The following is a 21,459-nucleotide window of genomic DNA, read 5'->3' as shown; positions in this document are numbered from 1 at the left end:
AGCATGAAGGCAGAAATATGGGACAGGCCCCGTGCCTAGGATTTGGGACCCTTGACCGCCTGCAGCGTGGTCGTTTTCACGTCGCGCCCCAAGCCGACCTTGCGGCCGCCATAGCTGGGCGCGCCGCTGGCCGCGCCGGAAACCGCGCCGCGCACGGTGCGCTCGGTGAGCGGCGGAATGGCCATGGCCTTGGGATTGGGGGCGTTCTCGTCGAACAGGCTGGCCAGCTGTTCGGTCATCGCGCCGCCAAGCTGTTCGGCGTCGACAATGGTCACGGCGCGCTTGTAATAGCGGGTGACGTCGTGGCCGATGCCAATGGCGATGAGTTCGATCGGGCTGCGGGTCTCGATCTCCTCGATGACCTGGCGCAGGTGGCGTTCGAGATAGTTGCCGATGTTGACGTTGAGCGTGGAATCGTCGACCGGCGCACCGTCGGAAATCACCATCAGGATCTTGCGCTGCTCGGTCCGGGCCAGCAGGCGGTCGTGCGCCCAGAGCAGGGCCTCGCCGTCGATATTCTCTTTCAGCAGGCCTTCGCGCATCATTAGGCCGAGATTCTTGCGCGCCCGGCGCCACGGGGCGTCGGCCTGCTTGTAGACGATGTGGCGGATATCGTTGAGGCGGCCGGGGCCGTTCGGCTTGCCGGCGCGGACCCAGTCTTCGCGGGCGAGGCCGCCCTTCCACGCCTTGGTGGTGAAGCCGAGGATCTCGGTCTTGACGCCGCAGCGCTCAAGCGTGCGGGCGAGGATGTCGGCGCACAGGGCCGCGACCATGATCGGGCGCCCGCGCATGGAACCGGAATTGTCGAGCAGGAGCGTGACAACCGTGTCGCGGAAATTGCTGTCGTCTTCCTGTTTGAAGCTGAGCGGTGCGGTCGGATCGGTGATGACGCGAGTGAGGCGGGCCGTGTCGAGCACGCCTTCTTCGAGGTCGAAGCTCCAGGAGCGGTTCTGCTGGGCCATCAGGCGGCGCTGCAGCTTGTTGGCGAGCTTGGAGACGGCGCCCTGCAGGCCCTGAAGCTGGTGGTCGAGATAGGCACGCAGGCGGGTCAGCTCTTCCGGGTCGCACAGGTCGGGCGCCTGGGCCACTTCGTCATGCGCGCGGGTAAAGACGTTGTAGGTGAAGCGGTCACGCTCGTCGCCGTCGCGGAAATTGGGGCGCAGGGGCTTTGAGCCGTCGTCGCTGTCATCGGCGTCGTCGTCGGCTTCGAGGTCGACATCCTGGTCGACGCTGACATTGGTTTCTTCGCCGTCGATTTCCTCGCTGTCGCCCGCTTCCATCTGCTCCGAGGAGGCGCCCATCGGCTCTTCGGATTCCTGGTCCTGCTCGCCTTGCTGGGACTGCTCGTCCTCGCTGTCCTGTTCCTGCTGCTCGTCTTCGGACCGGGCATCGTCGCCCGGCTGGTCGCCGGCGGTGAGGTCGCGGATCATTTCGCGAATGGTCTTGGCGAAACCCGGCTGGTCGTGCAGCTGGGCGATCAGCCTGTCGAGCGCGCCGCCCGTGTCCGCCTCGACCCGTTCGCGCCAGACATCGGCCACGCGCGCAGCGGCTTCCGGCAGCGGGCGACCGGTCAGCTTTTCGCGCAGCAGGAATTCGAGCGCCGGGGCGAGAACCGCCTCGGGTTCCTCGGCGCCGATCGCAAAATCGCCTGACTTGCAACGGAATTCGAGGACGGCGTCGAGATTGATGGCGGTGCCGCGCATGGCATTGGCGCCGAGGCTTTCGATGCGGGCGTGCTCGGCAGCGTCATAGACCTTGCGGGACAGGTCTCCCTGTGGCCGGTTCTGGATGTGTGCGACTTCGTCATGATGCGCGCGCCGCAAGGCAATGGCGTCGGCCTCGCCACGAATGCGAGCGGCCACGGGTGCCGGCACGTCAATCGGCGGCGGGCGAAGGACGATCCGCTCGCCATCAGCGCCCGCATCATTGCCAAAACCGACTTCAACGTCGCGGTCCGCAGTCATCGCCTTGGTCGTCGCGGCGAGCGCCTGCTTGAAGAGTTCCTGCGGGGTGGTTTCGGTCTTGGCCATGACGATCACTTAGCGCGCGAGATCGCATTTGCGAAGAGGGATGCCGGGTTGCCGCAGCGCTACTCCGGACGCAGCGCGCTTCCTGCCCGCTCGGCCCCTGCACGCCGAGCACCCATTGCCTTCACCAGTCCCGCCCATTCCCTGAATGGAAACACCAGCAGTTTCAATACATTATCACCCGGATTTCCGGAAAACCCGGTCGGGAGCGCCTTGGCAGGCCCCGGCATGTGATAGGTTCCGAACGCCAGATCGAGAAAGGGAAAGAAGAGCGCGAAATTCTTGTTGTAAGCATCCGCGCGATCGACATGGTGCCAGCGGTGGAAGCGTGGTCCGGCAATGACATGGCGAAGCGGGCCGTGTGACCAATCCAGGTTTGAATGGACGTAGTATTGGTGAGCCTCACGCAGCAATCCCAGGAATGCGACATCACTGATCGACAAGCCGCAAAAATGAGCGACGATCGCGCCGGTTGGAATAAGCAGGACCCATTCAAGGATATGGGCGCGATTTGCGGACAGGAAATGCATGTCCGTATCGGAATGGTGAACGGCATGCATCGGCCAGAGCCAGGCGCTGGCATGCGACAGCCGGTGCATGGTATAATTTGCCAGATCAAAAACCAGCAGCGCCATGACGGCACGTACAAGCCATGGCGCATCTTGCCATGCCTGCGCCGGCACGTGCGGCACGTCCTTGAGCAGGCTCAGCAGAAAGGCCGTGGCTGCCAACGGAACAGCCAACGCCGCCATGTTGAATGCCACAATGGCCAGATTGACAGCGCCGCTGCGGCGCAGGGAATCGCGCCAGTCCAACGCACTGCGACCGGCCTTGAGCCAGGCCAGCACTGTGAACGCCGCGAAGAAGCACAGGATGAGTTGTGCCTTCTCGGACAAAAGCATCATCACTGAGTGAGCATATTCCGACATATGCCCGGATCGCACATCAGCGTGAAATCCGGGTTAACCGGGTTCGCAATTATTCCCGGCCATGAATTACCGTGCCCGGCTTCAACGGATCATCGCCCGGTCAAACAGCTCTAGCGTTCGCTGGAACGCAAGGGCATCGGCCTGAGGATTGTAGTCATCCGAGCCGCGCCGGGCAAAGCCATGGCCGGCCTCATAGACATGGACAGGAACATCGTGGCGCGCGGCCATGAAGGCTTCGACGCCCGCCATTGGAATATGGGCATCGTCGCGCCCGAAATGGGCTATCGACGGACAGTTTGGTTCAACATCCTTAAATGTGGGCAAAAGGCTGCCATAATAGGCCGCCGACGCGGCAAGCCCGCTGAGCCGGCAAGCCGCAAGATAGGCAATCGACCCGCCATAGCAAAATCCGGTGATGAACACAGGACGTTCCAGCGCGTCCACGCAGGCACCGATATCCGACATGGCAGCGTCCAACCCGTTGGCCCGCGCATAACCCCCGCCTTCCGCGATGGCTTCCGCAGAATGGTCTTCGCGGGCAAAGCCGGGTTTCTGGCGATCGAACATTGAGGGCATGAGCACTTCATATCCTTCGGCGGCAAAGCGCTTTGCCGCATCGAGCATGAAGGAATTGATGCCAAAAATTTCCTGAACGAGGATCAGGCCGCCCTTGCGCGCGCCCTTCGGTTCGACGCGCATGGCGCCAAACTCAAAGCCGTCATGGCTTTTCAGGGTCAGCCTGATTGGATTCATGTCTTTCGTCTTCAGGCAACCTTCACCATGAGGGCGCTTTCCGGCAGTTCCTCGGCAAAGCAGCGTTGGTACATTTCAGCGACCAGAGGACGTTCAAGTTCGTCGCACTTGTTGAGGAACGTCATGCGGAACGCATGGCCGAGATTGCCGAAGATAGCAAAATTCTCTGCCCATGTAATTACCGTCCGCGGACTCATCACGGTGGACAGGTCGCCGGCCATGAAGGCGTTGCGGGTGAGGTCGGCCAGCGTCACCATCTTGGCCAGCGTGTCATCATCCACACCGGTCGCCTTGGACTTCACGATTTCGACCTCGGCATCATGTTCCAGATAGTTCAGCGTGGTGACGATGCTCCAGCGGTCCATCTGGCCCTGGTTGAGCTGCTGCGTACCATGATAGAGGCCTGTCGTGTCGCCGAGGCCGACCGTATTGGTTGTGGCGAACAGGCGGAAATGCGGGTTTGGCGCAATGACGCGGTTCTGGTCGAGCAGGGTCAGCTTGCCGCTGGCCTCCAGCACGCGCTGGATCACGAACATCACATCAGGGCGGCCCGCATCGTATTCGTCGAAACAGATGGCAACCGGACGCTGCAGCGCCCAGGGCAGGATGCCTTCGCGGAATTCGGTGATCTGCTTGCCATCCTTCAGGACGATCGCATCCTTGCCGACCATGTCGATCCGGCTGACATGGCTGTCGAGGTTGACCCGGATCATCGGCCAGTTGAGGCGGGCCGCAATCTGCTCGATATGGGTCGACTTGCCTGTGCCGTGATAGCCCTGGACCATGACGCGGCGATTGTGTTCGAAGCCAGCGAGGACCGCCATCGTGGTCTGCGGATCGAACCGGTAGGCAGGGTCGATTTCAGGCACGTATTCGGTGCGTTTCTTGAAGCCGTGGACCGTCATTGTCGTGTCGAGGCCGAAAACCTTCTTCACGTTGATCTTTTCAGTCGGCTTCATGCCTTCAAGGGCATCGGTATCGCTCATTACAGTCATGGAGTTCTGTCTCGTCGGGGAGGATTTATCGTTTCAGACTAGGTTCTAGCACGCGAAGCGCCGACGCCTAGTGCGACGTAGGGTAAAACGCATTCCGGGTTCCAGGCCCGGCGAACGGCTTGACCCAGTCCAATCTGGTCCGTTAGCTCGCCTCATGCGTGAATTCGTTCTTCATGGTACGCCCGGATGGGGCTCAGCGCTGGTTGAAGCGCAGCTCGATTTCTATGGACTCGACTATCGGTTTGAGCTGGTGGGCGACCTGTTCAGGGACGCATCCGCGCGCGCGAAACTGGAAGGCGTGAACCCTCTGGCCCAGGTTCCCACGCTGGTCTTGCCCGGCGGCGAAGTCATGACAGAGAGCGCGGCCATCACGCTCTGGCTTGCGGCGCATACCGGTCGGGACGATCTTGTGCCGGGACCGGGAGCGCCCGAACAGGCGGCGTTCCTGCGCTGGCTGGTGTTCCTGGTGACCAATATCTACCCGACCTTCACCTATGCCGATGATCCCTCACGCTTTGTCAGCGTTGAAGCAGCGCGGGCGCCGTTCAAGGCGGCTGTGAATGACTATGGCAAACGGCTCTGGGCAATTGTCGAGGGAGAAGCCGGTGCACCCTGGTTCCTCGGTGAGCGGTTCTCGGCCATCGACCTTTATATCGGCGTGATGCGCCACTGGCGGCCCAACCCGGACTGGTTCGCGGCCCATGCGCCGAAACTGAATGCCATCGCCCTCAAGGCGCAGGCCTTGAAACCGCTTGAGGGATTCTGGCAGCGGAACTTCCCCGAAACCTAGTCTTCTGCGCGCCAGACAACCTCTCCGCCGATCATCGTGAGCAGCGGTTTGGCTTCGAGAATCTCCGCCTCGGGAATTGTCATCAGGTCGCGGTCGAACACGGTGAAGTCGGCGAGCTTGCCGGGCTCGATCGTGCCGAGATCGTCTTCCTCGAACGCTGCATAGGCCGCAGCCGAGGTGAACAGGGCCAGCGCTTCTTCGCGCGTCAGCGCCTGTTCGGGATGCCAGCCTTCGCCGGATTCACCCTTGAGGCTCTTGCGCGAAACGGCGGCGTAGAACTCGATCAGGGGCGAGCCGACTTCGACCGGAGCGTCCGAGCCGCCCGCAATCACCGTTCCGTTTTCGAGCAATGTCTTCCAGGCATAGGCCCCGGCGAGACGGTCCATTCCGAGGCGCGCGGGCGCAAAGAAGAGGTCCCCAATGGCGTGCGAGGGCTGCATGGAGGCAATCAGGCCATCGGCGCTGGCGCGCATCAGGTCTTCCACCGCAAAAATCTGGGCATGTTCGATGCGCCAGCGATGGGACGCGTCATAGCCGCCTGCCTCAACGGCTTCGAGGATGCGGCGATTGGCGAGGTCTCCGATGGCATGGATGGCAAGCTGTACCTTAGCTGTGTCGGCGCGGGCCATGATGGCGGCAAGGTCATCCGGCTCCATCAGGGCGAGGCCGGACGTGTCGGGCCGGTCGCTATAGGGCTTGACCAGCAGGGCGCCCCGGCTGCCCAGGGCACCGTCCATGTAGATTTTCACCGCGCGATTGGTGATCGTGTCGGTTTCCATTTCACGATTGGCCGCGATCTCGAAACCTTCGGCGTCGAGCGCGTTGTAAAGCCGGATCGGCAGGCGGCCTTGCGCGTCGAGTTCGGCCATCAGCGGGATCTCTGCCGGCGCCACGCTCATATTGTGGCCGCCCGTCCAGCCGCGCGAGGCATAGAGTTTTGCGCCGGTTTCAAGCGCGACCTTGAGGCCGTCTGTGTCGGGCACGGTGATCAGGGGTGCGACAAGCCCCATCGCGTTGTCGATGAGGAGGCCGTTGGGGGTGCCGTCCGGACCACGCTCGATGCGGCCACCTTCAGGATCAGGTGTCTCCTTTGTGATCCCGGCGGCCGCGAGCGTGGCCGCGTTCACCACCATGGCATGCCCGTCGGAGCGTTGGAGAATGACCTTGTGCCCCGGACTGACCGTGTCGAGATCGGCGGCCGTGGGCATGCGGGCCTCGGGCCAACCGGTTTCGATCCAGCCGCGCCCGTAGACAACAGAGCCCGGCGCCTTGTCCTGCAGTTCTGCCTCGAGCCGTGTCAGCAGCTCTTCAATCGATGCCGTGCCTTCGAGATTGAGCGTCAGTTCGCGCTGGCCAACGCCGAGCAGGTGGACATGGGAATCGGTGAAGCCGGGAAACATGACCCCGCCCCTGAGATCGATCAGGTTGACCTCGTCTTCACTCCAGTCGGCGGACATTGGCGGAACAGTGGCCTGGATGCGCCCGTCCGGACCGACGATGACGGCCTCGACGGTCGGCTGGTCCGGGTTGCCGGTATAGATCGTGCCACCAGAAATAACCGTGATTTCCGGGGCGACGACAGCCTCGGGCGCGGGCGCGGCAGGGGCGCCGCAGGCGGCCAGCAGGAGGGTGGCAAGGGCGAGGCAGGGGGTGCGCATGGGGCATGCCTTCCGGTCAGGTTTGGATGCTTCGACCTGAAAGCCCCCCCGCCGCGCTGTCAAGGCTCGAAGGAGAAGACGTCCTCGAAAGGCACGCCGAACGCAAAAGCTATGCGAAACGCCAGCTCAAGTGACGGGGCATATTTCTCCTGCTCGATGGCAATGATGGTCTGGCGCGTGGCGCCCACCGCCTCGGCGAGCTGCGACTGGGTCATGCCATGCTCTCCCGTGCGCAGCGCCTTGATACGGTTCCGGACTTTACCCTTGGCCATGATCAGACCCTGTACAGGACGAGCGTGGCGGCCATCTTCACCATGTGTGCGGCAAACAGCAGGGCGAGCAGGGTAAACACGACGCCGCTGGTCGAGATGATATCGAGTGGCGCAAAGGGCGAGCCGGTAAAGGCGCCCTGCAGGATGAGCTGGAGCACCAGCACATTGACCAAAGCGACGAGGAACCAGTGCGAGATGAGTTCGGCGCGGCGCTCGATCATCTGGTCGCGCTCGTCTTCAAACTCGGCGCTGGCCGCAGCCGCGCCGCTCAGCATGGTCGCGCCAATGGCGGCCCCGGTCGTCACGACGATTTCCCCAATGATCATGCCGATGGTGGCGATGACATAGGTGGTGAGCATATGGCCCGCCGGCACGTCCACAACCTGCCAGCCGTCAAGGAACCGCATCTGGATGAACCAGAGGACGATGCCGGCAATGATGAAGGATCCGAGAGCGCGAATTTCCGTACGTGACATGATCTTTCCTTTCCCAGCCATGTAAGATATGTTTTACATAGGGACGGGATCGGAAAGTGTCAAACATATTTGACATTTTTGGGCCAGCCTGGAATATTGCGCGCAAACAAAAACGCGCCCCCGAGGGAGCGCGTTTTTCGGTTTGCCGGTCGCCGGAAGGCGATCAGGCGTCGGCAGCGACCGCTTTCTTGGCGATATCGCGCTTGATGCGGAGAGCCTTGGTGGACAGCTTGTCGTCCTTGGCTTTGGCCAGGAAGCCGTCGAGGCCGCCAAGCTTGTCCACGGTGCGCAGGGCTTTCGCCGCGATGCGCATCTTGAACTTCTGGTCGAGGGCTTCGGAATGAAGCGTCACGTCGATCAGGTTGGGCAGGAAGCGACGCTTGGTCTTGACCTGGGAGTGGCTGACCAGGTGGCCAACGATCGGCTTGGTGCCGGTAAGTTCACATTCGCGGGACATGGCCTCGCTCCGATTGCATGTTCAGGGTTGTCTCGAAGGCGCGTCGTTACAAGGCAGGAGGCCCTCATGTCAACTCCGAAGCCACAGGCAGGCGCACAGTTTTACAGCCCCGTGTCATGCCCTGTCACGAATATTGACTGCAACCGCGTTGTTGAATGGGGCATTATGGGGGCAATCTTGTTCAGGCGCCGTTGGCGACCCATCCTTATATAGGGGATGACAAGGACCAGTTCCGAAGGATTTTACCTGATGAAACGCGCTATCCTGCTTGCTTCCGGACTGGCCCTAGCTGTGGCCGGCATTGCCGTGGCCGATACGGCAAACCGCGCCAGTACGCCCTCAACCGCCCTGCTGGCCAATGTGAAGGCGGGCACCCCGACACGCATGATCTATGAACTGGAGGCGAAAGCCTATGTCCTGTTCATACCGGCGACTGGCCGGGCGAGCTTCGATGTCGCGATGCAGCCGGACAATTACCTGATCAATTCGCGGGTCAAGGTGACCGGTATTGCCGACTGGTTCGTGAATTATGACATGGTGCTGCAGGCATCGGGCTATACGCGCGGCAATGAGCTGAAGACCTATTCCTATGTCTCGCAGAACCGCGACGGGAAGAAGAACCGCAAGGTGAACCTCACCATCGGGCCGGACAGTTTCAAGATGAAGGCCGAGCCCGAGTTCGGGAATCTCGGTGACCCGGCCGCGACGACGCAGCAGGTGTTGAAAACCAATGACCCGATCACGGCGCTGATCACGTTTGCGCTGGAAACGCGCGCACCGGGCGCCGATCCCTGCGGCGGGCCGATCCGCATTTTCGACGGGCGCCAGCTGACTTACCTGCACCTCAAGAATGCCGGCATGAAGCATGTGAAGTCTGACGCCTGGTCGGGCGAGGCGATAGAATGCCACGTCACGATGGAAAAAGTGGCAGGCTACAAGAAAGGCGAGTCCAACAAGGACAACCTTTCGGGCATCGACGGGCCATTGCGCATGTGGCTGGCCCCGCTGGAGAACGGTGTGACGGTTCCAGTGAAGATCCAGGCCGATACCGACAAGATCGGCAAGATCACGTTGCAGGCAAAAAAACTGCGTTTCGAACCGATTGTGATGGAAGAAGCCGCCGCCACTCCGGGGGGCGGCTGACCTAGCCGCGATCATCCTCGGGCAATTGGCGCAAGGCCGCCAATAGCCCTGCCATGTCATCCGGGATCGGGGCCTCGAAATGGAGCGTTTCGCCCGTGACCGGATGGTCGAAGCCCAGAATGGCAGCATGCAACGCCTGGCGCTCGAACGCGCGGGCCGCCGCTTTTGCGGCCTCATACTTCTCACCAGAGCCCCAGGCGGTAATGCCTTTTGACCGGCCATAGACCGGATCGCCGATCAGGCTGGCGCCAACATGGCTCATGTGGACGCGGATCTGGTGCGTGCGGCCGGTTTCCAGCGTGCACTTGATGAGTGCGGCGGCGGGCAGGCCGGTACCCTTGTCGCGCAGGCCGAAGGTTTCCAGCGCCTTGTAATGGGTGATCGCATGGCGACCATGCGTGCCATCGGGGTTGCGGACCACGGCCATTTTCTTGCGGTCGCCCGTGGCCCGGGCAATCGGTTCGTCGATCGTGCCAGCCAGGGGCCGCGGCGCGCCGCGCGTCACCGCGAGATAAGCGCGCTCGATATCATGTTCGGCAAACAAGTTGGAGAGGCCGACATGGGCAGCCTCGGTCTTGGCAGCAACCATGACACCGGTAGTAAGCTTGTCGAGGCGGTGGACAATGCCGGGCCGCTCCACGCCGCCGATGCCGGGCAATTGTCCCTCGCAATGATGGAGCAGGGCGTTGACCAGCGTGCCATCCCAGCTGCCGGGCGCCGGATGGACGGCCATGCCGGACGGCTTGTTGATGATGATGAGGTGTTCGTCCTCGAACAGGATATCGAGCGGGATGTCTTCCGGTTGCGGCACGGCGGGCACCGGGGCGGGCAGCGCCAAAGTGTAGACGCTGCCGACAACGACCGCCTTGCGGGGATCGTCCGTTGCCGCGCCGTCGATGGTCACGGCGCCCTCCTTGATCAGGGACTTGGCGCGTGAGCGTGACAGTGCTTCGGCCTTGTCGGCCAGGAAGCTGTCCAGTCGCAGTCCGGCGTCTTCGGGGCGGGCAGTGAATGTGATCTTTTCCATTATCCGGCCTTATAGACGTGAAGTGGTCTGCGCGTCATGGTGCTGTCGTAGTCGCAATTTATAAGCGGCACGAACCCACGGAGGATACCATGAGCGCAGTTACCAGACGCGGCCTGCTCGGCGCCGCTGCTACCGGAGCCCTTAGCCTTGCGGCGTGTGCGACGCCAGCCACAAGCGCACTGGCCCCGGCCGCCGCGGCTTATGAAGGCGAGGTCGAATTCGGCCACGGCGTCGCCTCGGGTGATCCGCTGCCGACCAAGGTGATCCTCTGGACACGCGTCACGCCGAAGACCGGCGCAGGCCCAATCCCGGTCCGCTATGATGTCTATGGCGAGAGCGATGCTACGACGCCGCTCGTGTCCGGACTGGTAACCGCAGACGCGTCCCGCGACTTTTGCGTGAAGGTCGATGTGAAGGGTCTCAGCCCGGCAACAGCGTACCTCTACCGCTTCACGGCGCTGACCAGCGGGGGCGAGATCACCTCGCCGGACGGACGCACCCGAACGACGGCAGCCACTGGCAACGCACCGGTGAAGCTGGGAGTGGCGTCCTGCGCAAACTGGCAGTTCGGCGTGTTCAATGCCTACAAGGCGCTGGCCGCCGAGCCCGGTCTCGACGCGATCGTGTTCCTTGGCGACTATCTCTATGAATACGGCATAGACGGCTATGGCGCGGAAACCGCGCAGGCCCTCGACCGCCTGCATGATCCGATTACGGAGGTCGTCACCCTCGGCGATTACCGGATGCGCCACGCCCAGTACAAGTCCGACCCAGACCTCCAGGCGGCGCATGCGGCAGCGCCCTGGATCTGCACATGGGACGATCATGAAAGCGCCAATGACAGTTACAGGACCGGCGCCCAGAACCACAATCCGGAAGAGGGCGAAGGCGACTGGTCGGACCGCAAGCAGGCCGCATTGCAGGCCTATTTCGAATGGATGCCGATGCGCGAGCCGGAATCCGGAGATATTACCTCGGCGGTCTGGCGCAGCTTCAGCTTCGGCGATGTGGCCACGATCTACGCGACCGAAACGCGCCTGACGGGCCGATCGCCGACCATCGGCTGGCCTGACGTGATCAGCGCAACGACCGACCCGGACGAAATCGCCGCACAGGCCATGGCCCACATGGCTGTCATGAATGATCCTGCCCGCACGATGATGGGCGCGGCGCAGGAATCCTGGCTGGGCGAAACCATGGCCAGGTCAGTGCAGGCCGGGAAGACCTGGCAGGTGCTGGCCAACCAGGTGGTGATGGCGCGCGTTGCCATGCCAAAGCTTCAGGAAACGCTGACGCCGGAACAAATCTCCGATCTCGACCATCCCTTCGTGCGATCCATGATCGGTTTCTCGGCGCTTGGCCTGCCGATGAATCTTGATGCCTGGGATGGCTACCCCGCCGCACGCGAGCGGCTGTATGACAGCGTTCAGGCGGCAGGCGGGCGTCTCGTGACGCTGGCTGGCGACACGCACACGGCATGGGCCAACACGCTCTATGACGCTGAAGGCGCCCGGGTGGGCGTGGAATTCGGCTGCACCTCGATCACGTCACCGGGAACAGGCAACTATCTTCCCAACGTACCCGATCTGGGTGAGCAGTTCGCAGACGCCAATACGGAAGTTGAATGGCATGACCCGTTCGGCCACGGCTATACGATCGTCACGCTGACGCCGGACCGGGTCAGCGGCGAGTTCGTCAAGGTTTCGACAGTGCTTGAATCGGATTACACGGCAGAGCGCGTCGCAACATTTGCAGCCGTTCCGGAAGGCAAAGGCGTATCAGCCCTCAGCAAAGCCTGAGATCGACTAGTCGAGCAAACCTGAAAGGGCCCTGCGGCCCCCGTCGAGCCGCAGCGCTTCGCCCGTTATGAACGCTGCTTCCGGAGACGCGAGGAACCGGCAGGCGTCGGCAATTTCGTCGGCCAGGGCTGTCCGGCCAAGCGGCGTACGGCGCATGGTCCACGTCTGGACGCGTTCCTCGCTGGGCCGCACGGCGACAATCGCGTTCACCCGGATCGAGAGATCGGCCAGTTCGACTGCACCGGCGCGCATTACGCCCAGAACGCCGCCCTGCGAAATCGTTTCGGTGAACTGGCCCGGCATCGACGCAATTGCCGAATAGGCGAGCACGAACGTTATCGTACCTTTCTGACGCAGTCGCTCGACACCGACAGTTGGAAGGTCCTCCTGTTCGGCGATACGCTCGGCGAACACCTGGAGGGCCAGCGCGGTGCCCCGGATCGATTTGGCGATCGCCTTGTCGAATTTCTCCGTCGAGAAATTGAGCAGCGTATCGGGCTCTTCAAGTTCGGGAATGATCACGGCGTTATCAATGCGGCCAAAGCCTTCGACCGCAGCGGTGAAGGCGTTGCGCAAGCCGAGCCGCGTATGGAGCTCACCGTGATGGAGGATGACGTCTTCGGGTACGGCATTGCGCGCGGTTACGAGACGCTCGGCACCCGGATCTGCCGCCAGGACGCGGTGGCCGGTTTCGCTGAAACGGCGCGCGATGGCATCGCCGACTTCCCGGCCGAGGCCGAGTATGGCTGTGACGGGGACACCCATTTCGCCTAGTCTCCGGACGGGTCGGAGGATTGCGTGGTGACACGACGCGGATTGCGAATGTCATCGCCGAGTATGGCGAGCCGGTCGTTCAACCTGTGCAAGGCGGCAAGAATTTCGCCAAGCAACCTGACCGTGACGAAGAGGAAGACCAGGACGACAAAACCGACAACCAGCTTCGTCAGCGCCACCAATGGATGACCCTGAAACAGGGATACGGACGCATTCAGAAGGACGAGAAGCCCGGCAGCCAACAAGGCGAGACCAAGAATGGCGGTCGCCAACTTGACCGCACCGAGTGTCATTGGTCGATCCTGGTCAAAAATGTCTCTCATGGGTCGTCCTCCGCCCGTTGCCTGCACCAATGCCTGGCGCGTTGGCGGAGGACTTGGTCCGCCTTTACCGCGCTAGCTGGCTTCCAACCATCGCAGCTGTTCTTTAAGCTTCAGTTTCTGTCGCTTCAAATCCTTTAGCTCAAGCGGGTCTGCCGATGGGTGTTTCTGGGTCTCGGAGATTTTCTCGTCCAGTTTGCGGTGCTTGTTGGCAAGCTCACTGATCCGACCGTTGAGCGACATGGGCAGTCTCCTTTTGCGGTTAAGAATTTGTGTCCTTATTGCCACACTAAATCACAGAAGCTGACCCGCGTTAAGGGCCCGAACGAAGGATTTCGCGAGTTTAACGTGGATACGTCAGACGTGGAGCGGGCGAGCTGATTTCCTGCGTGCTTTTTGGGCAAACATGTCCTGGTCGCCCAGGGCGATCAGCGTGTCGGCCCCCTGCCCTGTCTGCCATTCCGCAATTCCGCAGGACGCCCCGACACGGACCGGCGGCACGTCATTTTCATTCCCATTGCAAACCACGATCTGATCGATCAGCATCGTAAGCTGCGCTGCCTTGGACATTGTGTCGGCATGACTGGCCTGGGCAAGCACAACGCCGAATTCGTCGCCACCAAGTCGGCCGACAATGTCTGTTTCCCGCGTGTTCTGCAGCAGGATATCCGAAACGCGCATCAGGACGTCGTCCCCGGCTGCGTGGCCGAATACGTCGTTGACCTTCTTGAAATGGTCGAGATCAATGAAAATCAGGGACAAGGGTGTACGGAACCGGTCGGCGAGCGCAATCTCGCGCCGAACTTCCCGTTCAAACGCCCGGCGATTGAAGACCGGGCACAAGGCGTCATTGTCGGCCAGCAGCTCTGCGTCGGAAAGCTCGATACGCAAACGGGAAACCTCGTCGCGCAGCGCTATCACTTCCTCGCTCAAGGCCTCCAGCGCGGCCCTCTCGCGCACGCCAAGCGTGCCGAGATCGACACAGAGAATGTCAAGCAAAGCGCGGCGCTGGTCCTGCGAGTTCTGATGGAATTCTTCCGTCATTGAGCAAGGTTATACCCGATTTGAACATAAGGGGAGACGGCAGGCTGACGAATTACACATGGGGCCTCGATCAGGCGCCGGTTGACCGCAGGCGCGGCTTTCCTATTGTGCGCGCTTTCCGGCGGCGAGGATTCCGAAAGCCATGACCACATCCCCCAAAGTCGGCATCATCATGGGCAGCCAGTCGGACTGGCCGGTGATGCATCATGCCGCCTCGATCCTCGACGAGATGGGCATCGCGCATGAGGCAAGGATCGTCTCGGCGCATCGCACGCCCGACCGGCTGACGGAATACGCCAAGGCGGCCAAGGGCCGGGGGCTGAAAGTGATCATCGCGGGCGCTGGCGGCGCCGCCCACCTGCCGGGCATGACGGCGGCCATGACGCCGCTGCCGGTGCTTGGCGTGCCGGTCCAGTCGAAAACCCTGTCCGGCCTGGACAGCCTGCTCTCGATTGTCCAGATGCCGCGGGGCATTCCGGTCGGCACGCTGGCCATTGGCGAGGCCGGTGCGGTCAATGCGGGCCTGATGGCCGCCGCGATCATCGCACTTGAAGACAAGCATGTGGCAGCGAAACTCGATGCCTATCGCGCCGCGCAAACCGACGCCGTGGCCGAGGCACCCCAGGGATGACAGCCTTGCCTCCTGGCGCGGTCATCGGGATCCTTGGCGGCGGACAACTCGGCCGGATGCTGGCCTGCGCGGCCAGCCAGCTCGGCTTTGACGTTCACATATTCTGCCCGGAATCGGACGCGCCTGCAGCGCGGGTCGCAATGAAGCACTGGCAGGCCGACTATAGCGACAGCGAAGCATTGTCGGGATTTGCCCGCGCCTGCGATGTCGTCACGCTGGAATTCGAAAACATCCCGGTCAGCGCCGTCGACGCGATTGTCGCGACCGGAACGCCCCTGCACCCGGGCGCAAAATCGCTCGCCCTGTCTCAGGACCGGGCCGACGAGAAGGCCTTCCTGCAAGGCATTGGCATCGCCACGGCGGATTATCGGGTCATCGATTGCCTGGCCGATATAGCGCCCGCGCTCACTGAGCTTGGCGGCAAGGGCGTGCTGAAGACCCGGCGGGACGGGTATGACGGCAAAGGTCAGGCCTGGCTGCGAGGCGAGAGCGATGTCGCTGCAGGATGGGACGCCGTCGGCCGGGCCCCGTGCGTGCTGGAGGCGGCGGTCGCATTTGAGTGCGAAATATCGGTCATTGTTGCCCGTTCCAGCACCGGCGAAACTGCCAGCTGGGCACCGCCAAGGAACATCCATGAAGACGGCATACTGGCGCGCTCAATCGTGCCCTCGGGCATCGACCGGGCGGTCGAGATCGAAGCGCGCCGGCAAGCGGTCATGCTGGTCGACGCGCTGGGCCATGTCGGCGTGCTGGCGCTTGAATTCTTTGTCATGGCGGATGGCCGCCTGATTGCCAATGAATACGCCCCACGCGTTCACAATTCGGGGCACTGGACACCGGAAGCCTGCCAGACTGGCCAGTTCGAGCAGCACATCAGGGCCATTGCCGGGTGGAAGCTGGGCGATACGCACCGGCTTTTCGACGCGGAAATGACGAACCTGATCGGCGAGGCGGGACATTTCGATCCTTCACGTCTCGCCTCGAACGAGACGCTGACCCTGTATGGCAAGCGCGAGGCGCGCGCCGGCCGCAAGATGGGCCACATCACGCGCCGTCTGGCCCCCAGAAAGGACTGACCCCATGCTGCTTCCCGTGTCGACCTGGCAGGACATCGAATCCTGGCTCCAGAAATCCCGCACGATCGTCATCCCCATCGGCTCGATGGAGCAGCACGGGCCGAATGGTTTCATCGGCACCGACGCGCTCTGCCCGGAAATCATTGCGCGGCATGCCGAGAGCCTTGCGCCGGACGACATGCTGGTCGGGCCGACCTTCAATGTCGGCTGCGCGCAGCATCATCTCGGCTTCCCGGGAACCATCACCCTGCGGCCTTCGACCATGATCGCCGCCATGGCGGACTGGACCGAAAGCCTCATGCGGCACGGATTCGAGCGGCTCTATTGGTACAATGGCCATGGCGGGAACATTTCGACGATCGAAGCCGCGTTCAGCGAGATCCATGCGCGGCGCAGCTTCGACCCGCGCGGCGAGGACAACCGGCCCGGCCTCAGCCTGAAGCGGCGCGACTGGTGGGACTTCAAGGACGTGATGGGCCTCTGCAACACGCTCTATCCGGTCGGCCATGGCAGCCACGCGACGGCGTCTGAAGTGTCGGTGACCTATTTTGCCTATCCCGACCGGGCGCGGCCCGAGGTCGAGATGAGCCCGAAGATTGCCCCGAACGGCAAGATCGGCGACGCGGTCCAGTACCGGCGCGACTTTCCCGATGGCCGGATCGGCTCTGACCCGACGCAGTCAAATGCGGCCGACGGAGAGAAGATCGTCGAGGCGGCAGCCCGGGCCATGATCGATGACGTGATGCGGTTTTCTGAATAAGCTGTAACCTGCGAGCGCAGCGCAAACTCTGGCCACATGTCCAGAAGGGCGGTATCAGAACAGGCTTCCAGAAAGGCGTGCGAACCGGATACATGCTCGACATTCAGCGGCTGGAAAAATCATTTGGCGCCAAGCACGCGGTCCGCGGGGTCTCCTTCCGGCTTGAGAAGGGAACCGTGCTCGGCTTCCTCGGCCCGAACGGCGCTGGAAAATCGACCACGATGCGCATGATTGCCGGGGTGCTGGAACCGGATGCCGGCGACGCGCTAATCGATGGTAAATCCATCCTGACAGACCGTCGCGAGGCCCAACGCGCCCTTGGCTACCTGCCGGAAGGCGCGCCGCTCTACGAAGACATGACGCCGCCGGAATTCCTCGTGTTCATGGCATCGGCCCGGGGCATGAAAGGCACGGCGCGCAAGGATGGGGTGGAGCGGGCGATTGCCGATGCTCGCATCTCGACCGTGTGCGACCAGCGAATCGGCTCCCTGTCGAAAGGCTATCGCCGGCGTGTCGGGCTCGCCGGCGCCATCCTGCACGACCCGCCCGTCCTGCTGCTCGACGAGCCGACTGACGGGCTCGACCCGAACCAGAAACGTGCGGTGCGGGCGCTGATCGCGCGCATGGCGCCGAACAAGGCGATCCTGATCTCTACCCATACGCTGACCGAAGTGCCCGCCATGTGCACCCGCGCCATCGTCATTGACCGGGGAATGGTCGTGGCTGACGACGCTCCGGACGCCCTCGCCAGGAGATCCGAGGACGGCTCGCTGGAGAGCGCTTTCATGCACCTGACGGACCAGGCCGAGGCGGAATCGGCATGATGTCCTGGTTGAAAGAGCAGTTCAGCGGCTTCACCGCGACTTATCGGCGCGAACTGGGCGCCTATTTCGCCACGCCGATGGCCTATGTTTTCCTTGCCGTGTTCCTGCTGGCGTTGGGCCTGTTCACCTGGGAAGCCTCCCGCTTTTTCGACACGGGATCGGCTGATCTGGCGCCCTTCTTCGTCTGGCACCCCTGGCTGTACATGATATTCCTGCCGGCACTCGCGATGCGGCTTTGGGCGGACGAGCGAACGGCGGGTACGGACGAGTTGCTGCTTTCATTGCCAATCGGCATGCCGGCGCTGGTGCTCGGCAAGCTGCTGGCGGCGTGGACAGTTGCCGGTGTCGGTCTCGCGCTGACGGCGCCGATGTGGCTGACGGTCAACCTGCTCGGCAGTCCGGACAATGCGGCCATCGCGCTGACCTATATGGTCAGCTTCCTGATGGCGGGCGCCTATCTGTCCATCGGCGCTGCCATTTCCGCGCTAACCGGCAGCCAGGTGACCGCCTTTGTCATCAGCGTTGTTGTCGCTTTCGTATTTACGGCGGCTGGCTGGCCGCTCGTCCTTTCCGGCGTGCAGTCCGTGTTCGGTACGGGAACGGCGGAACTCGTCGCGTCTTTTTCGTTCCTGACCCAGTTCGAGGGGGCCCAACGCGGCGTGCTGGAATTGCGCGCCATTGTGTTCTTCCTTGGCTTCACCGCTTTCTGGACCGTGCTGAACGGGCTCTGGGCCGCTCGCCAGAGGCTCGGATAGGCGATGAAAGCTAAGCACTATCTTCTCGCCGCGACGGCGCTGGCTGCCACGATCTTCGTGTCGGGAAACCTCGTTGTCCAGAATGTCCTGTCGGGCGCGCGCGTCGATTTCACCGAGAACAATCTCTATACGCTGTCCAAGGGCACGAAGGATACGCTGGCAAGCGTGGCCGAACCCGTGGAGATCACCTTCGTCTATACACGCAGTGTCGGCCAGGAGTATCCGGCAATACGTGCGTATGCCGAACGTGTGCGCGAATTGCTGGAATCCTATCGCAGCCAGTCCGGCGGACAAGTCATCGTTCATGAGATTGACCCATCGCCATTCTCGAAGGCCGAAGACGAAGCGCTGGCGGCAGGCATCACGGCGGTCGGCACCAATGGCACCGACCCGCTCTATTTCGGGATCATCGGACGCAATGCAGTCGACGACCAGCGGGTCATTCCCTTCCTTGCGCCCGAGCGGGAAGTGACTCTGGAATACGATCTGACAAGAATGATTGCGCGCCTTGACGACCCGGACCCGCCACGAGTTCGGGATACTCTCGACACTGCCGGGCATGACCGCGCCGGGCGGCGAAGGCGGCTACACGCTGCTGGCGGATATTACAAAGTCGTTCGACGTTGTTCGGATATCTGAGGAATTCCAGTCTCTGCCGGACGACCTGGACGTGCTGTTCGTGGCACACCCGCCAGACCTGTCCGCGCGCCAGGAATGGCTGATCGACCAATATATCCTGCGCCATGGCCGCGCCGTCATCATGGTCGACCCGGCGGCGAAAACCGCCATGGGTGGCGGTATGCTCGGCGCGTCCCGCGACCATCCACGGTCTGATCTTGGCGCCCTCGGCAAGGCGTGGGGCGTCACCCTGTCCCAGGATGCCGTCGCAGACGCCGCGAACGCCTTGCCGGTGCCGGTCGATACGGGCAATGGCCGCATGGAGGAGCTCGCACATCCGCTTTTCATCGGCGCGCCCGCAAAGGACATGAACGCAAACGACCTGATAACAGCAGACCTGACGCGAAACGTGAACTTCGGCGCCCCCGGCGCCTTGCTCGCCGAACACCTCCCCGAGGGTGAAGTTTTCTCGCCGCTCATCACAACGGGTCCCAGCCCTTCCTATATCGACGCCGAGAAAGCCGCACGGGACATGACGCCCGGTGACGTATTGAAATCCTATAAGACGTCGCCGCAACCTCTCGTTCTGGCCGCGCGCCTGTCAGGATCGCTGACCACGGCCTTTCCAGCCGGCGCGCCGGCTCTGGACGAACCAACCGACCCGGGACTGGCCGAACTGGCGCGCGCCGAGGCCGCGAACGCTCCGCCGCACATTTCCAGGAGCGAGACTGATGCGGAGATCGTACTGATCGCCGATGTCGATGCCCTGGCAGACGATTTCTATATCATTCCCGGACGCGATGTCGTGGTGGCCGACAATGGCGCACTGGTTCTGAACGCAATCGATGCCCTTTCAGGCGGCGGGGAACTGTCTCGCCTCAGGTCGCGCGCACCCAGCCTCAGGCCGATGACGCGAATTGACCGGATGCGCGAAAGCGCGGAAGCCAGGTATTTCCGCCAGCAGGCCGAACTCGAGAACCGGCTCGCGACAGCACAGTCCCGGCTGGAGGAGCTGCAGGATATCAGTGCAACAGACGGCTTTTTCTCCGGCGACCTCGAAGCCGTCCTGTCTCAGGACGAGCGAGCGGAACTGGCCAAGCTGCGCGCGGACATCGTCGAACTGCGCGAGCGGCTTCGGAGTATTGAGCGGGACTATCGGCGCGATATTGACCGGCTGGAAGGCACGCTCAAACTGATAAACATCTGGGGTGGGCCGCTGCTGATCGGGCTGATCGGCCTGCTTGTATGGCGCCGCCAGGCTTTCCGGGAAGGTCGGGGCACATGACCGGTGTTCCGTCCCAAAGGCGCGTGCGGCGCCTGCAAGTGCTCGGGGCGGTAGCGGGCGCGCTGACCGTGCTGGCTGTCCTGGTCAGCCTCGGCGGGCGGCATTCGCCGCAACGCTCCGAGCGCATCGGGGATCCAGTCCTGCCGGAATTCGCGACCGTGCGCGCCGAGGCGAGCGAGATCAGGGTTACGCTGGCGGATGAAGCCTACAGCCTGATCAACGGCCCGGACGGCTGGACACTTGGCGGAACCGACGGCTACCCCATTCGCGCCGACAGGCTGGCCGACCTCGCCAGCGGGCTCGAAACCCTGACCTGGGGCGAAGGGCGCACGCGCGATCCCGGCAAGATGAACCGTATCGGACTCGGCGACCCACGCGATGGCGGCACAGGCGCCCTGATTGAAATCGTGAACGAAGCCGGTACGGTCACAGCCGCGCTGCTGACTGGTCGCAAAGGCCCCAACGTCTATGCCAGGCTGCCCGGCGAAGCTCAGGCATTCCGCGTCGATGGCGACCTGCCGCCCCTGTACAATCACGACGCCTGGCTCGATCTCGACATCATCGACATCCATGAAGACGCCGTGTCGGCCGTTCGCCTCTATGACGCCAGCGGCAACAGCCTCTACCTCCAACGTTCGGTCGGCAGCAGCGAACGAAGCTTTCGACCAGCCCCGCCGTATCAGGATTATCGCCTGGTCAGCCGTATCGCGGCCTCAACGCCTGCATTGGCCCTCACGCGACTGCAGCCTATCGGGGTAAAACCCGCCGCGAAACTGACAACGCGGCCAGCCGCGCGCCACATCACCGAAACGCATGACGGGCTGGAAGTGGACCTGAGAGCCTATCGTGAACCGGACGGTTACTTCGTCACGCTGCGTGCGATCGAGGCGGGTGAGGGTGCCCAACGTGGCAGCACAATCAACCAGAAGGCGGTCGGATGGGCGTTCGAGGTAACTGAATTCGACTGGAATGACTTCACGCCTTCCATCGCATCGATTGTGCGACCACCCGTGCCGGATGAAATAGACGCGCCGAACCAGCCCTGA

At 62.7% G+C, this 21,459-nt stretch carries 24 protein-coding genes; 11 read left to right on the top strand and 13 right to left on the bottom strand.

From position 1 onward, the window contains the following. Window positions 1–35: 35 nt before the first annotated feature. The 4 genes from cobT to cobS all read right to left on the bottom strand — a co-directional run bounded on the left by cobT (window position 36) and on the right by cobS (window position 4,704). A complete protein-coding gene (gene cobT, locus AC0L7I_RS04230) occupies window positions 36–2,030 on the bottom strand; it encodes a cobaltochelatase subunit CobT (protein ID WP_473398296.1) in 1,995 nt (664 codons plus the stop codon). Between the two features lie 59 nt (window positions 2,031–2,089). Then, window positions 2,090–2,932 (bottom strand): sterol desaturase family protein, encoded by an 843-nt coding sequence (locus tag AC0L7I_RS04225; protein WP_473398295.1) that lies wholly within the window; start codon window positions 2,930–2,932, stop codon window positions 2,090–2,092. Between the two features lie 105 nt (window positions 2,933–3,037). Next, complete coding sequence (locus AC0L7I_RS04220) at window positions 3,038–3,709, bottom strand: dienelactone hydrolase family protein (protein ID WP_473398294.1); 672 nt, start codon at window positions 3,707–3,709, stop codon at window positions 3,038–3,040. An 11-nt stretch (window positions 3,710–3,720) separates the two neighbouring features. Beyond that, window positions 3,721–4,704: a cobaltochelatase subunit CobS gene (gene cobS / locus AC0L7I_RS04215; RefSeq protein WP_473398293.1), complete on the bottom strand. Its 984-nt coding sequence runs from the start codon at window positions 4,702–4,704 to the stop codon at window positions 3,721–3,723. A gap of 154 nt (window positions 4,705–4,858) precedes the next feature. On the opposite strand from cobS, the gene AC0L7I_RS04210 reads away from it, so the two are divergent. Next, window positions 4,859–5,494 (top strand): glutathione S-transferase family protein, encoded by a 636-nt coding sequence (locus AC0L7I_RS04210; protein ID WP_473398292.1) that lies wholly within the window; start codon window positions 4,859–4,861, stop codon window positions 5,492–5,494. Here AC0L7I_RS04210 and AC0L7I_RS04205 read toward each other — a convergent pair. The 4 genes from AC0L7I_RS04205 to rpmB all read right to left on the bottom strand — a co-directional run bounded on the left by AC0L7I_RS04205 (window position 5,491) and on the right by rpmB (window position 8,357). Further along, window positions 5,491–7,152, bottom strand: a complete 1,662-nt coding sequence (locus AC0L7I_RS04205) for an amidohydrolase (RefSeq protein ID WP_473398291.1) — start codon at window positions 7,150–7,152, stop codon at window positions 5,491–5,493. The two genes, AC0L7I_RS04210 and AC0L7I_RS04205, sit on opposite strands and share 4 nt — an antisense overlap. A 59-nt stretch (window positions 7,153–7,211) precedes the next feature. Next, window positions 7,212–7,424 carry a helix-turn-helix transcriptional regulator gene (locus tag AC0L7I_RS04200; RefSeq protein ID WP_473398290.1) on the bottom strand — a complete coding sequence of 71 codons (213 nt, stop codon included), beginning with the start codon at window positions 7,422–7,424 and terminating at the stop codon, window positions 7,212–7,214. Window positions 7,425–7,426: 2 nt separating this feature from the next. Further along, on the bottom strand, window positions 7,427–7,900 hold the full coding sequence (locus AC0L7I_RS04195; RefSeq protein ID WP_473398289.1) for a hypothetical protein: 474 nt from the start codon (window positions 7,898–7,900) through the stop codon (window positions 7,427–7,429). 163 nt (window positions 7,901–8,063) lie between these two features. Next, on the bottom strand, window positions 8,064–8,357 hold the full coding sequence (gene rpmB / locus AC0L7I_RS04190; protein WP_473398288.1) for a 50S ribosomal protein L28: 294 nt from the start codon (window positions 8,355–8,357) through the stop codon (window positions 8,064–8,066). 249 nt (window positions 8,358–8,606) lie between these two features. Between rpmB and AC0L7I_RS04185 the strand changes: the two genes are divergently transcribed. Beyond that, window positions 8,607–9,500, top strand: coding sequence for a DUF3108 domain-containing protein (locus AC0L7I_RS04185; protein WP_473398287.1), 894 nt, complete (start codon window positions 8,607–8,609; stop codon window positions 9,498–9,500). Between the two features lies 1 nt (window position 9,501). Here the strand turns inward: AC0L7I_RS04185 and AC0L7I_RS04180 are convergent, their stop codons facing one another. Then, complete coding sequence (locus AC0L7I_RS04180) at window positions 9,502–10,527, bottom strand: RluA family pseudouridine synthase (RefSeq protein WP_473398286.1); 1,026 nt, start codon at window positions 10,525–10,527, stop codon at window positions 9,502–9,504. An 89-nt stretch (window positions 10,528–10,616) separates the two neighbouring features. Between AC0L7I_RS04180 and AC0L7I_RS04175 the strand changes: the two genes are divergently transcribed. Then, on the top strand, window positions 10,617–12,326 hold the full coding sequence (locus AC0L7I_RS04175; protein ID WP_473398285.1) for an alkaline phosphatase D family protein: 1,710 nt from the start codon (window positions 10,617–10,619) through the stop codon (window positions 12,324–12,326). A 6-nt stretch (window positions 12,327–12,332) separates the two neighbouring features. Here the strand turns inward: AC0L7I_RS04175 and AC0L7I_RS04170 are convergent, their stop codons facing one another. From AC0L7I_RS04170 to AC0L7I_RS04155, 4 genes are all read right to left on the bottom strand, one after another. Next, window positions 12,333–13,091 carry an SDR family NAD(P)-dependent oxidoreductase gene (locus AC0L7I_RS04170; protein WP_473398284.1) on the bottom strand — a complete coding sequence of 253 codons (759 nt, stop codon included), beginning with the start codon at window positions 13,089–13,091 and terminating at the stop codon, window positions 12,333–12,335. A gap of 5 nt (window positions 13,092–13,096) precedes the next feature. After that, on the bottom strand, window positions 13,097–13,423 hold the full coding sequence (locus AC0L7I_RS04165; RefSeq protein WP_473398283.1) for a hypothetical protein: 327 nt from the start codon (window positions 13,421–13,423) through the stop codon (window positions 13,097–13,099). Window positions 13,424–13,495: 72 nt separating this feature from the next. Beyond that, window positions 13,496–13,663, bottom strand: coding sequence for a YdcH family protein (locus tag AC0L7I_RS04160; protein ID WP_473398282.1), 168 nt, complete (start codon window positions 13,661–13,663; stop codon window positions 13,496–13,498). A 114-nt stretch (window positions 13,664–13,777) separates the two neighbouring features. Next, entirely contained in the window at window positions 13,778–14,464 is a 687-nt protein-coding gene (locus tag AC0L7I_RS04155) for a GGDEF domain-containing protein (RefSeq protein WP_473398281.1), read from the bottom strand. Between the two features lie 142 nt (window positions 14,465–14,606). On the opposite strand from AC0L7I_RS04155, the gene purE reads away from it, so the two are divergent. The 8 genes from purE to AC0L7I_RS04115 all read left to right on the top strand — a co-directional run bounded on the left by purE (window position 14,607) and on the right by AC0L7I_RS04115 (window position 21,459). Then, window positions 14,607–15,095 (top strand): 5-(carboxyamino)imidazole ribonucleotide mutase, encoded by a 489-nt coding sequence (gene purE, locus AC0L7I_RS04150; protein ID WP_473398280.1) that lies wholly within the window; start codon window positions 14,607–14,609, stop codon window positions 15,093–15,095. Further along, the gene (locus AC0L7I_RS04145; RefSeq protein ID WP_473398279.1) at window positions 15,092–16,171 is read left to right on the top strand and encodes a 5-(carboxyamino)imidazole ribonucleotide synthase; all 1,080 of its coding nucleotides are present in this window, start codon (window positions 15,092–15,094) and stop codon (window positions 16,169–16,171) included. Before purE ends, AC0L7I_RS04145 begins: the two co-directional genes overlap by 4 nt. A 4-nt stretch (window positions 16,172–16,175) precedes the next feature. After that, the gene (locus AC0L7I_RS04140; protein WP_473398278.1) at window positions 16,176–16,931 is read left to right on the top strand and encodes a creatininase family protein; all 756 of its coding nucleotides are present in this window, start codon (window positions 16,176–16,178) and stop codon (window positions 16,929–16,931) included. Between the two features lie 92 nt (window positions 16,932–17,023). Next, window positions 17,024–17,755, top strand: a complete 732-nt coding sequence (locus tag AC0L7I_RS04135; protein WP_473398277.1) for an ABC transporter ATP-binding protein — start codon at window positions 17,024–17,026, stop codon at window positions 17,753–17,755. Continuing rightward, window positions 17,752–18,510, top strand: coding sequence for an ABC transporter permease subunit (locus tag AC0L7I_RS04130; protein WP_473398276.1), 759 nt, complete (start codon window positions 17,752–17,754; stop codon window positions 18,508–18,510). Before AC0L7I_RS04135 ends, AC0L7I_RS04130 begins: the two co-directional genes overlap by 4 nt. A gap of 3 nt (window positions 18,511–18,513) precedes the next feature. Continuing rightward, window positions 18,514–19,149 carry a GldG family protein gene (locus tag AC0L7I_RS04125; RefSeq protein WP_473398275.1) on the top strand — a complete coding sequence of 212 codons (636 nt, stop codon included), beginning with the start codon at window positions 18,514–18,516 and terminating at the stop codon, window positions 19,147–19,149. After that, window positions 19,070–20,413 (top strand): Gldg family protein, encoded by a 1,344-nt coding sequence (locus AC0L7I_RS04120; RefSeq protein ID WP_473398274.1) that lies wholly within the window; start codon window positions 19,070–19,072, stop codon window positions 20,411–20,413. The genes AC0L7I_RS04125 and AC0L7I_RS04120 overlap by 80 nt, the downstream gene beginning before the upstream one ends. Continuing rightward, window positions 20,410–21,459, top strand: coding sequence for a DUF4340 domain-containing protein (locus AC0L7I_RS04115; protein ID WP_473398273.1), 1,050 nt, complete (start codon window positions 20,410–20,412; stop codon window positions 21,457–21,459). Before AC0L7I_RS04120 ends, AC0L7I_RS04115 begins: the two co-directional genes overlap by 4 nt.

This window comes from Hyphomonas sp. J20-32 (genome assembly GCF_055808555.1).
The sequence above is the reverse complement of the archived record's forward strand: the minus strand, read 5'-3'. Positions and strand labels throughout refer to the sequence as shown.

Excerpts from the sequence above, each read along its gene's own strand:
- cobT (WP_473398296.1), bottom strand. The coding sequence starts at position 2,030 with ATGGCCAAGACCGAAACCACCCCGCAGGAACTCTTCAAGCAGGCGCTC.
- AC0L7I_RS04205 (WP_473398291.1), bottom strand. The coding sequence starts at position 7,152 with ATGCGCACCCCCTGCCTCGCCCTTGCCACCCTCCTGCTGGCCGCCTGC.
- AC0L7I_RS04185 (WP_473398287.1), top strand. The coding sequence starts at position 8,607 with ATGAAACGCGCTATCCTGCTTGCTTCCGGACTGGCCCTAGCTGTGGCC.
- AC0L7I_RS04200 (WP_473398290.1), bottom strand. The coding sequence starts at position 7,424 with ATGGCCAAGGGTAAAGTCCGGAACCGTATCAAGGCGCTGCGCACGGGA.
- AC0L7I_RS04125 (WP_473398275.1), top strand. The coding sequence starts at position 18,514 with ATGAAAGCTAAGCACTATCTTCTCGCCGCGACGGCGCTGGCTGCCACG.
- AC0L7I_RS04225 (WP_473398295.1), bottom strand. The coding sequence starts at position 2,932 with ATGATGCTTTTGTCCGAGAAGGCACAACTCATCCTGTGCTTCTTCGCG.
- AC0L7I_RS04155 (WP_473398281.1), bottom strand. The coding sequence starts at position 14,464 with ATGACGGAAGAATTCCATCAGAACTCGCAGGACCAGCGCCGCGCTTTG.
- AC0L7I_RS04170 (WP_473398284.1), bottom strand. The coding sequence starts at position 13,091 with ATGGGTGTCCCCGTCACAGCCATACTCGGCCTCGGCCGGGAAGTCGGC.
- AC0L7I_RS04165 (WP_473398283.1), bottom strand. The coding sequence starts at position 13,423 with ATGAGAGACATTTTTGACCAGGATCGACCAATGACACTCGGTGCGGTC.
- purE (WP_473398280.1), top strand. The coding sequence starts at position 14,607 with ATGACCACATCCCCCAAAGTCGGCATCATCATGGGCAGCCAGTCGGAC.
- rpmB (WP_473398288.1), bottom strand. The coding sequence starts at position 8,357 with ATGTCCCGCGAATGTGAACTTACCGGCACCAAGCCGATCGTTGGCCAC.
- AC0L7I_RS04145 (WP_473398279.1), top strand. The coding sequence starts at position 15,092 with ATGACAGCCTTGCCTCCTGGCGCGGTCATCGGGATCCTTGGCGGCGGA.
- cobS (WP_473398293.1), bottom strand. The coding sequence starts at position 4,704 with ATGACTGTAATGAGCGATACCGATGCCCTTGAAGGCATGAAGCCGACT.
- AC0L7I_RS04135 (WP_473398277.1), top strand. The coding sequence starts at position 17,024 with ATGCTCGACATTCAGCGGCTGGAAAAATCATTTGGCGCCAAGCACGCG.
- AC0L7I_RS04160 (WP_473398282.1), bottom strand. The coding sequence starts at position 13,663 with ATGTCGCTCAACGGTCGGATCAGTGAGCTTGCCAACAAGCACCGCAAA.
- AC0L7I_RS04115 (WP_473398273.1), top strand. The coding sequence starts at position 20,410 with ATGACCGGTGTTCCGTCCCAAAGGCGCGTGCGGCGCCTGCAAGTGCTC.
- AC0L7I_RS04120 (WP_473398274.1), top strand. The coding sequence starts at position 19,070 with ATGACCGCGCCGGGCGGCGAAGGCGGCTACACGCTGCTGGCGGATATT.
- AC0L7I_RS04180 (WP_473398286.1), bottom strand. The coding sequence starts at position 10,527 with ATGGAAAAGATCACATTCACTGCCCGCCCCGAAGACGCCGGACTGCGA.
- AC0L7I_RS04210 (WP_473398292.1), top strand. The coding sequence starts at position 4,859 with ATGCGTGAATTCGTTCTTCATGGTACGCCCGGATGGGGCTCAGCGCTG.
- AC0L7I_RS04140 (WP_473398278.1), top strand. The coding sequence starts at position 16,176 with ATGCTGCTTCCCGTGTCGACCTGGCAGGACATCGAATCCTGGCTCCAG.
- AC0L7I_RS04175 (WP_473398285.1), top strand. The coding sequence starts at position 10,617 with ATGAGCGCAGTTACCAGACGCGGCCTGCTCGGCGCCGCTGCTACCGGA.
- AC0L7I_RS04220 (WP_473398294.1), bottom strand. The coding sequence starts at position 3,709 with ATGAATCCAATCAGGCTGACCCTGAAAAGCCATGACGGCTTTGAGTTT.
- AC0L7I_RS04195 (WP_473398289.1), bottom strand. The coding sequence starts at position 7,900 with ATGTCACGTACGGAAATTCGCGCTCTCGGATCCTTCATCATTGCCGGC.
- AC0L7I_RS04130 (WP_473398276.1), top strand. The coding sequence starts at position 17,752 with ATGATGTCCTGGTTGAAAGAGCAGTTCAGCGGCTTCACCGCGACTTAT.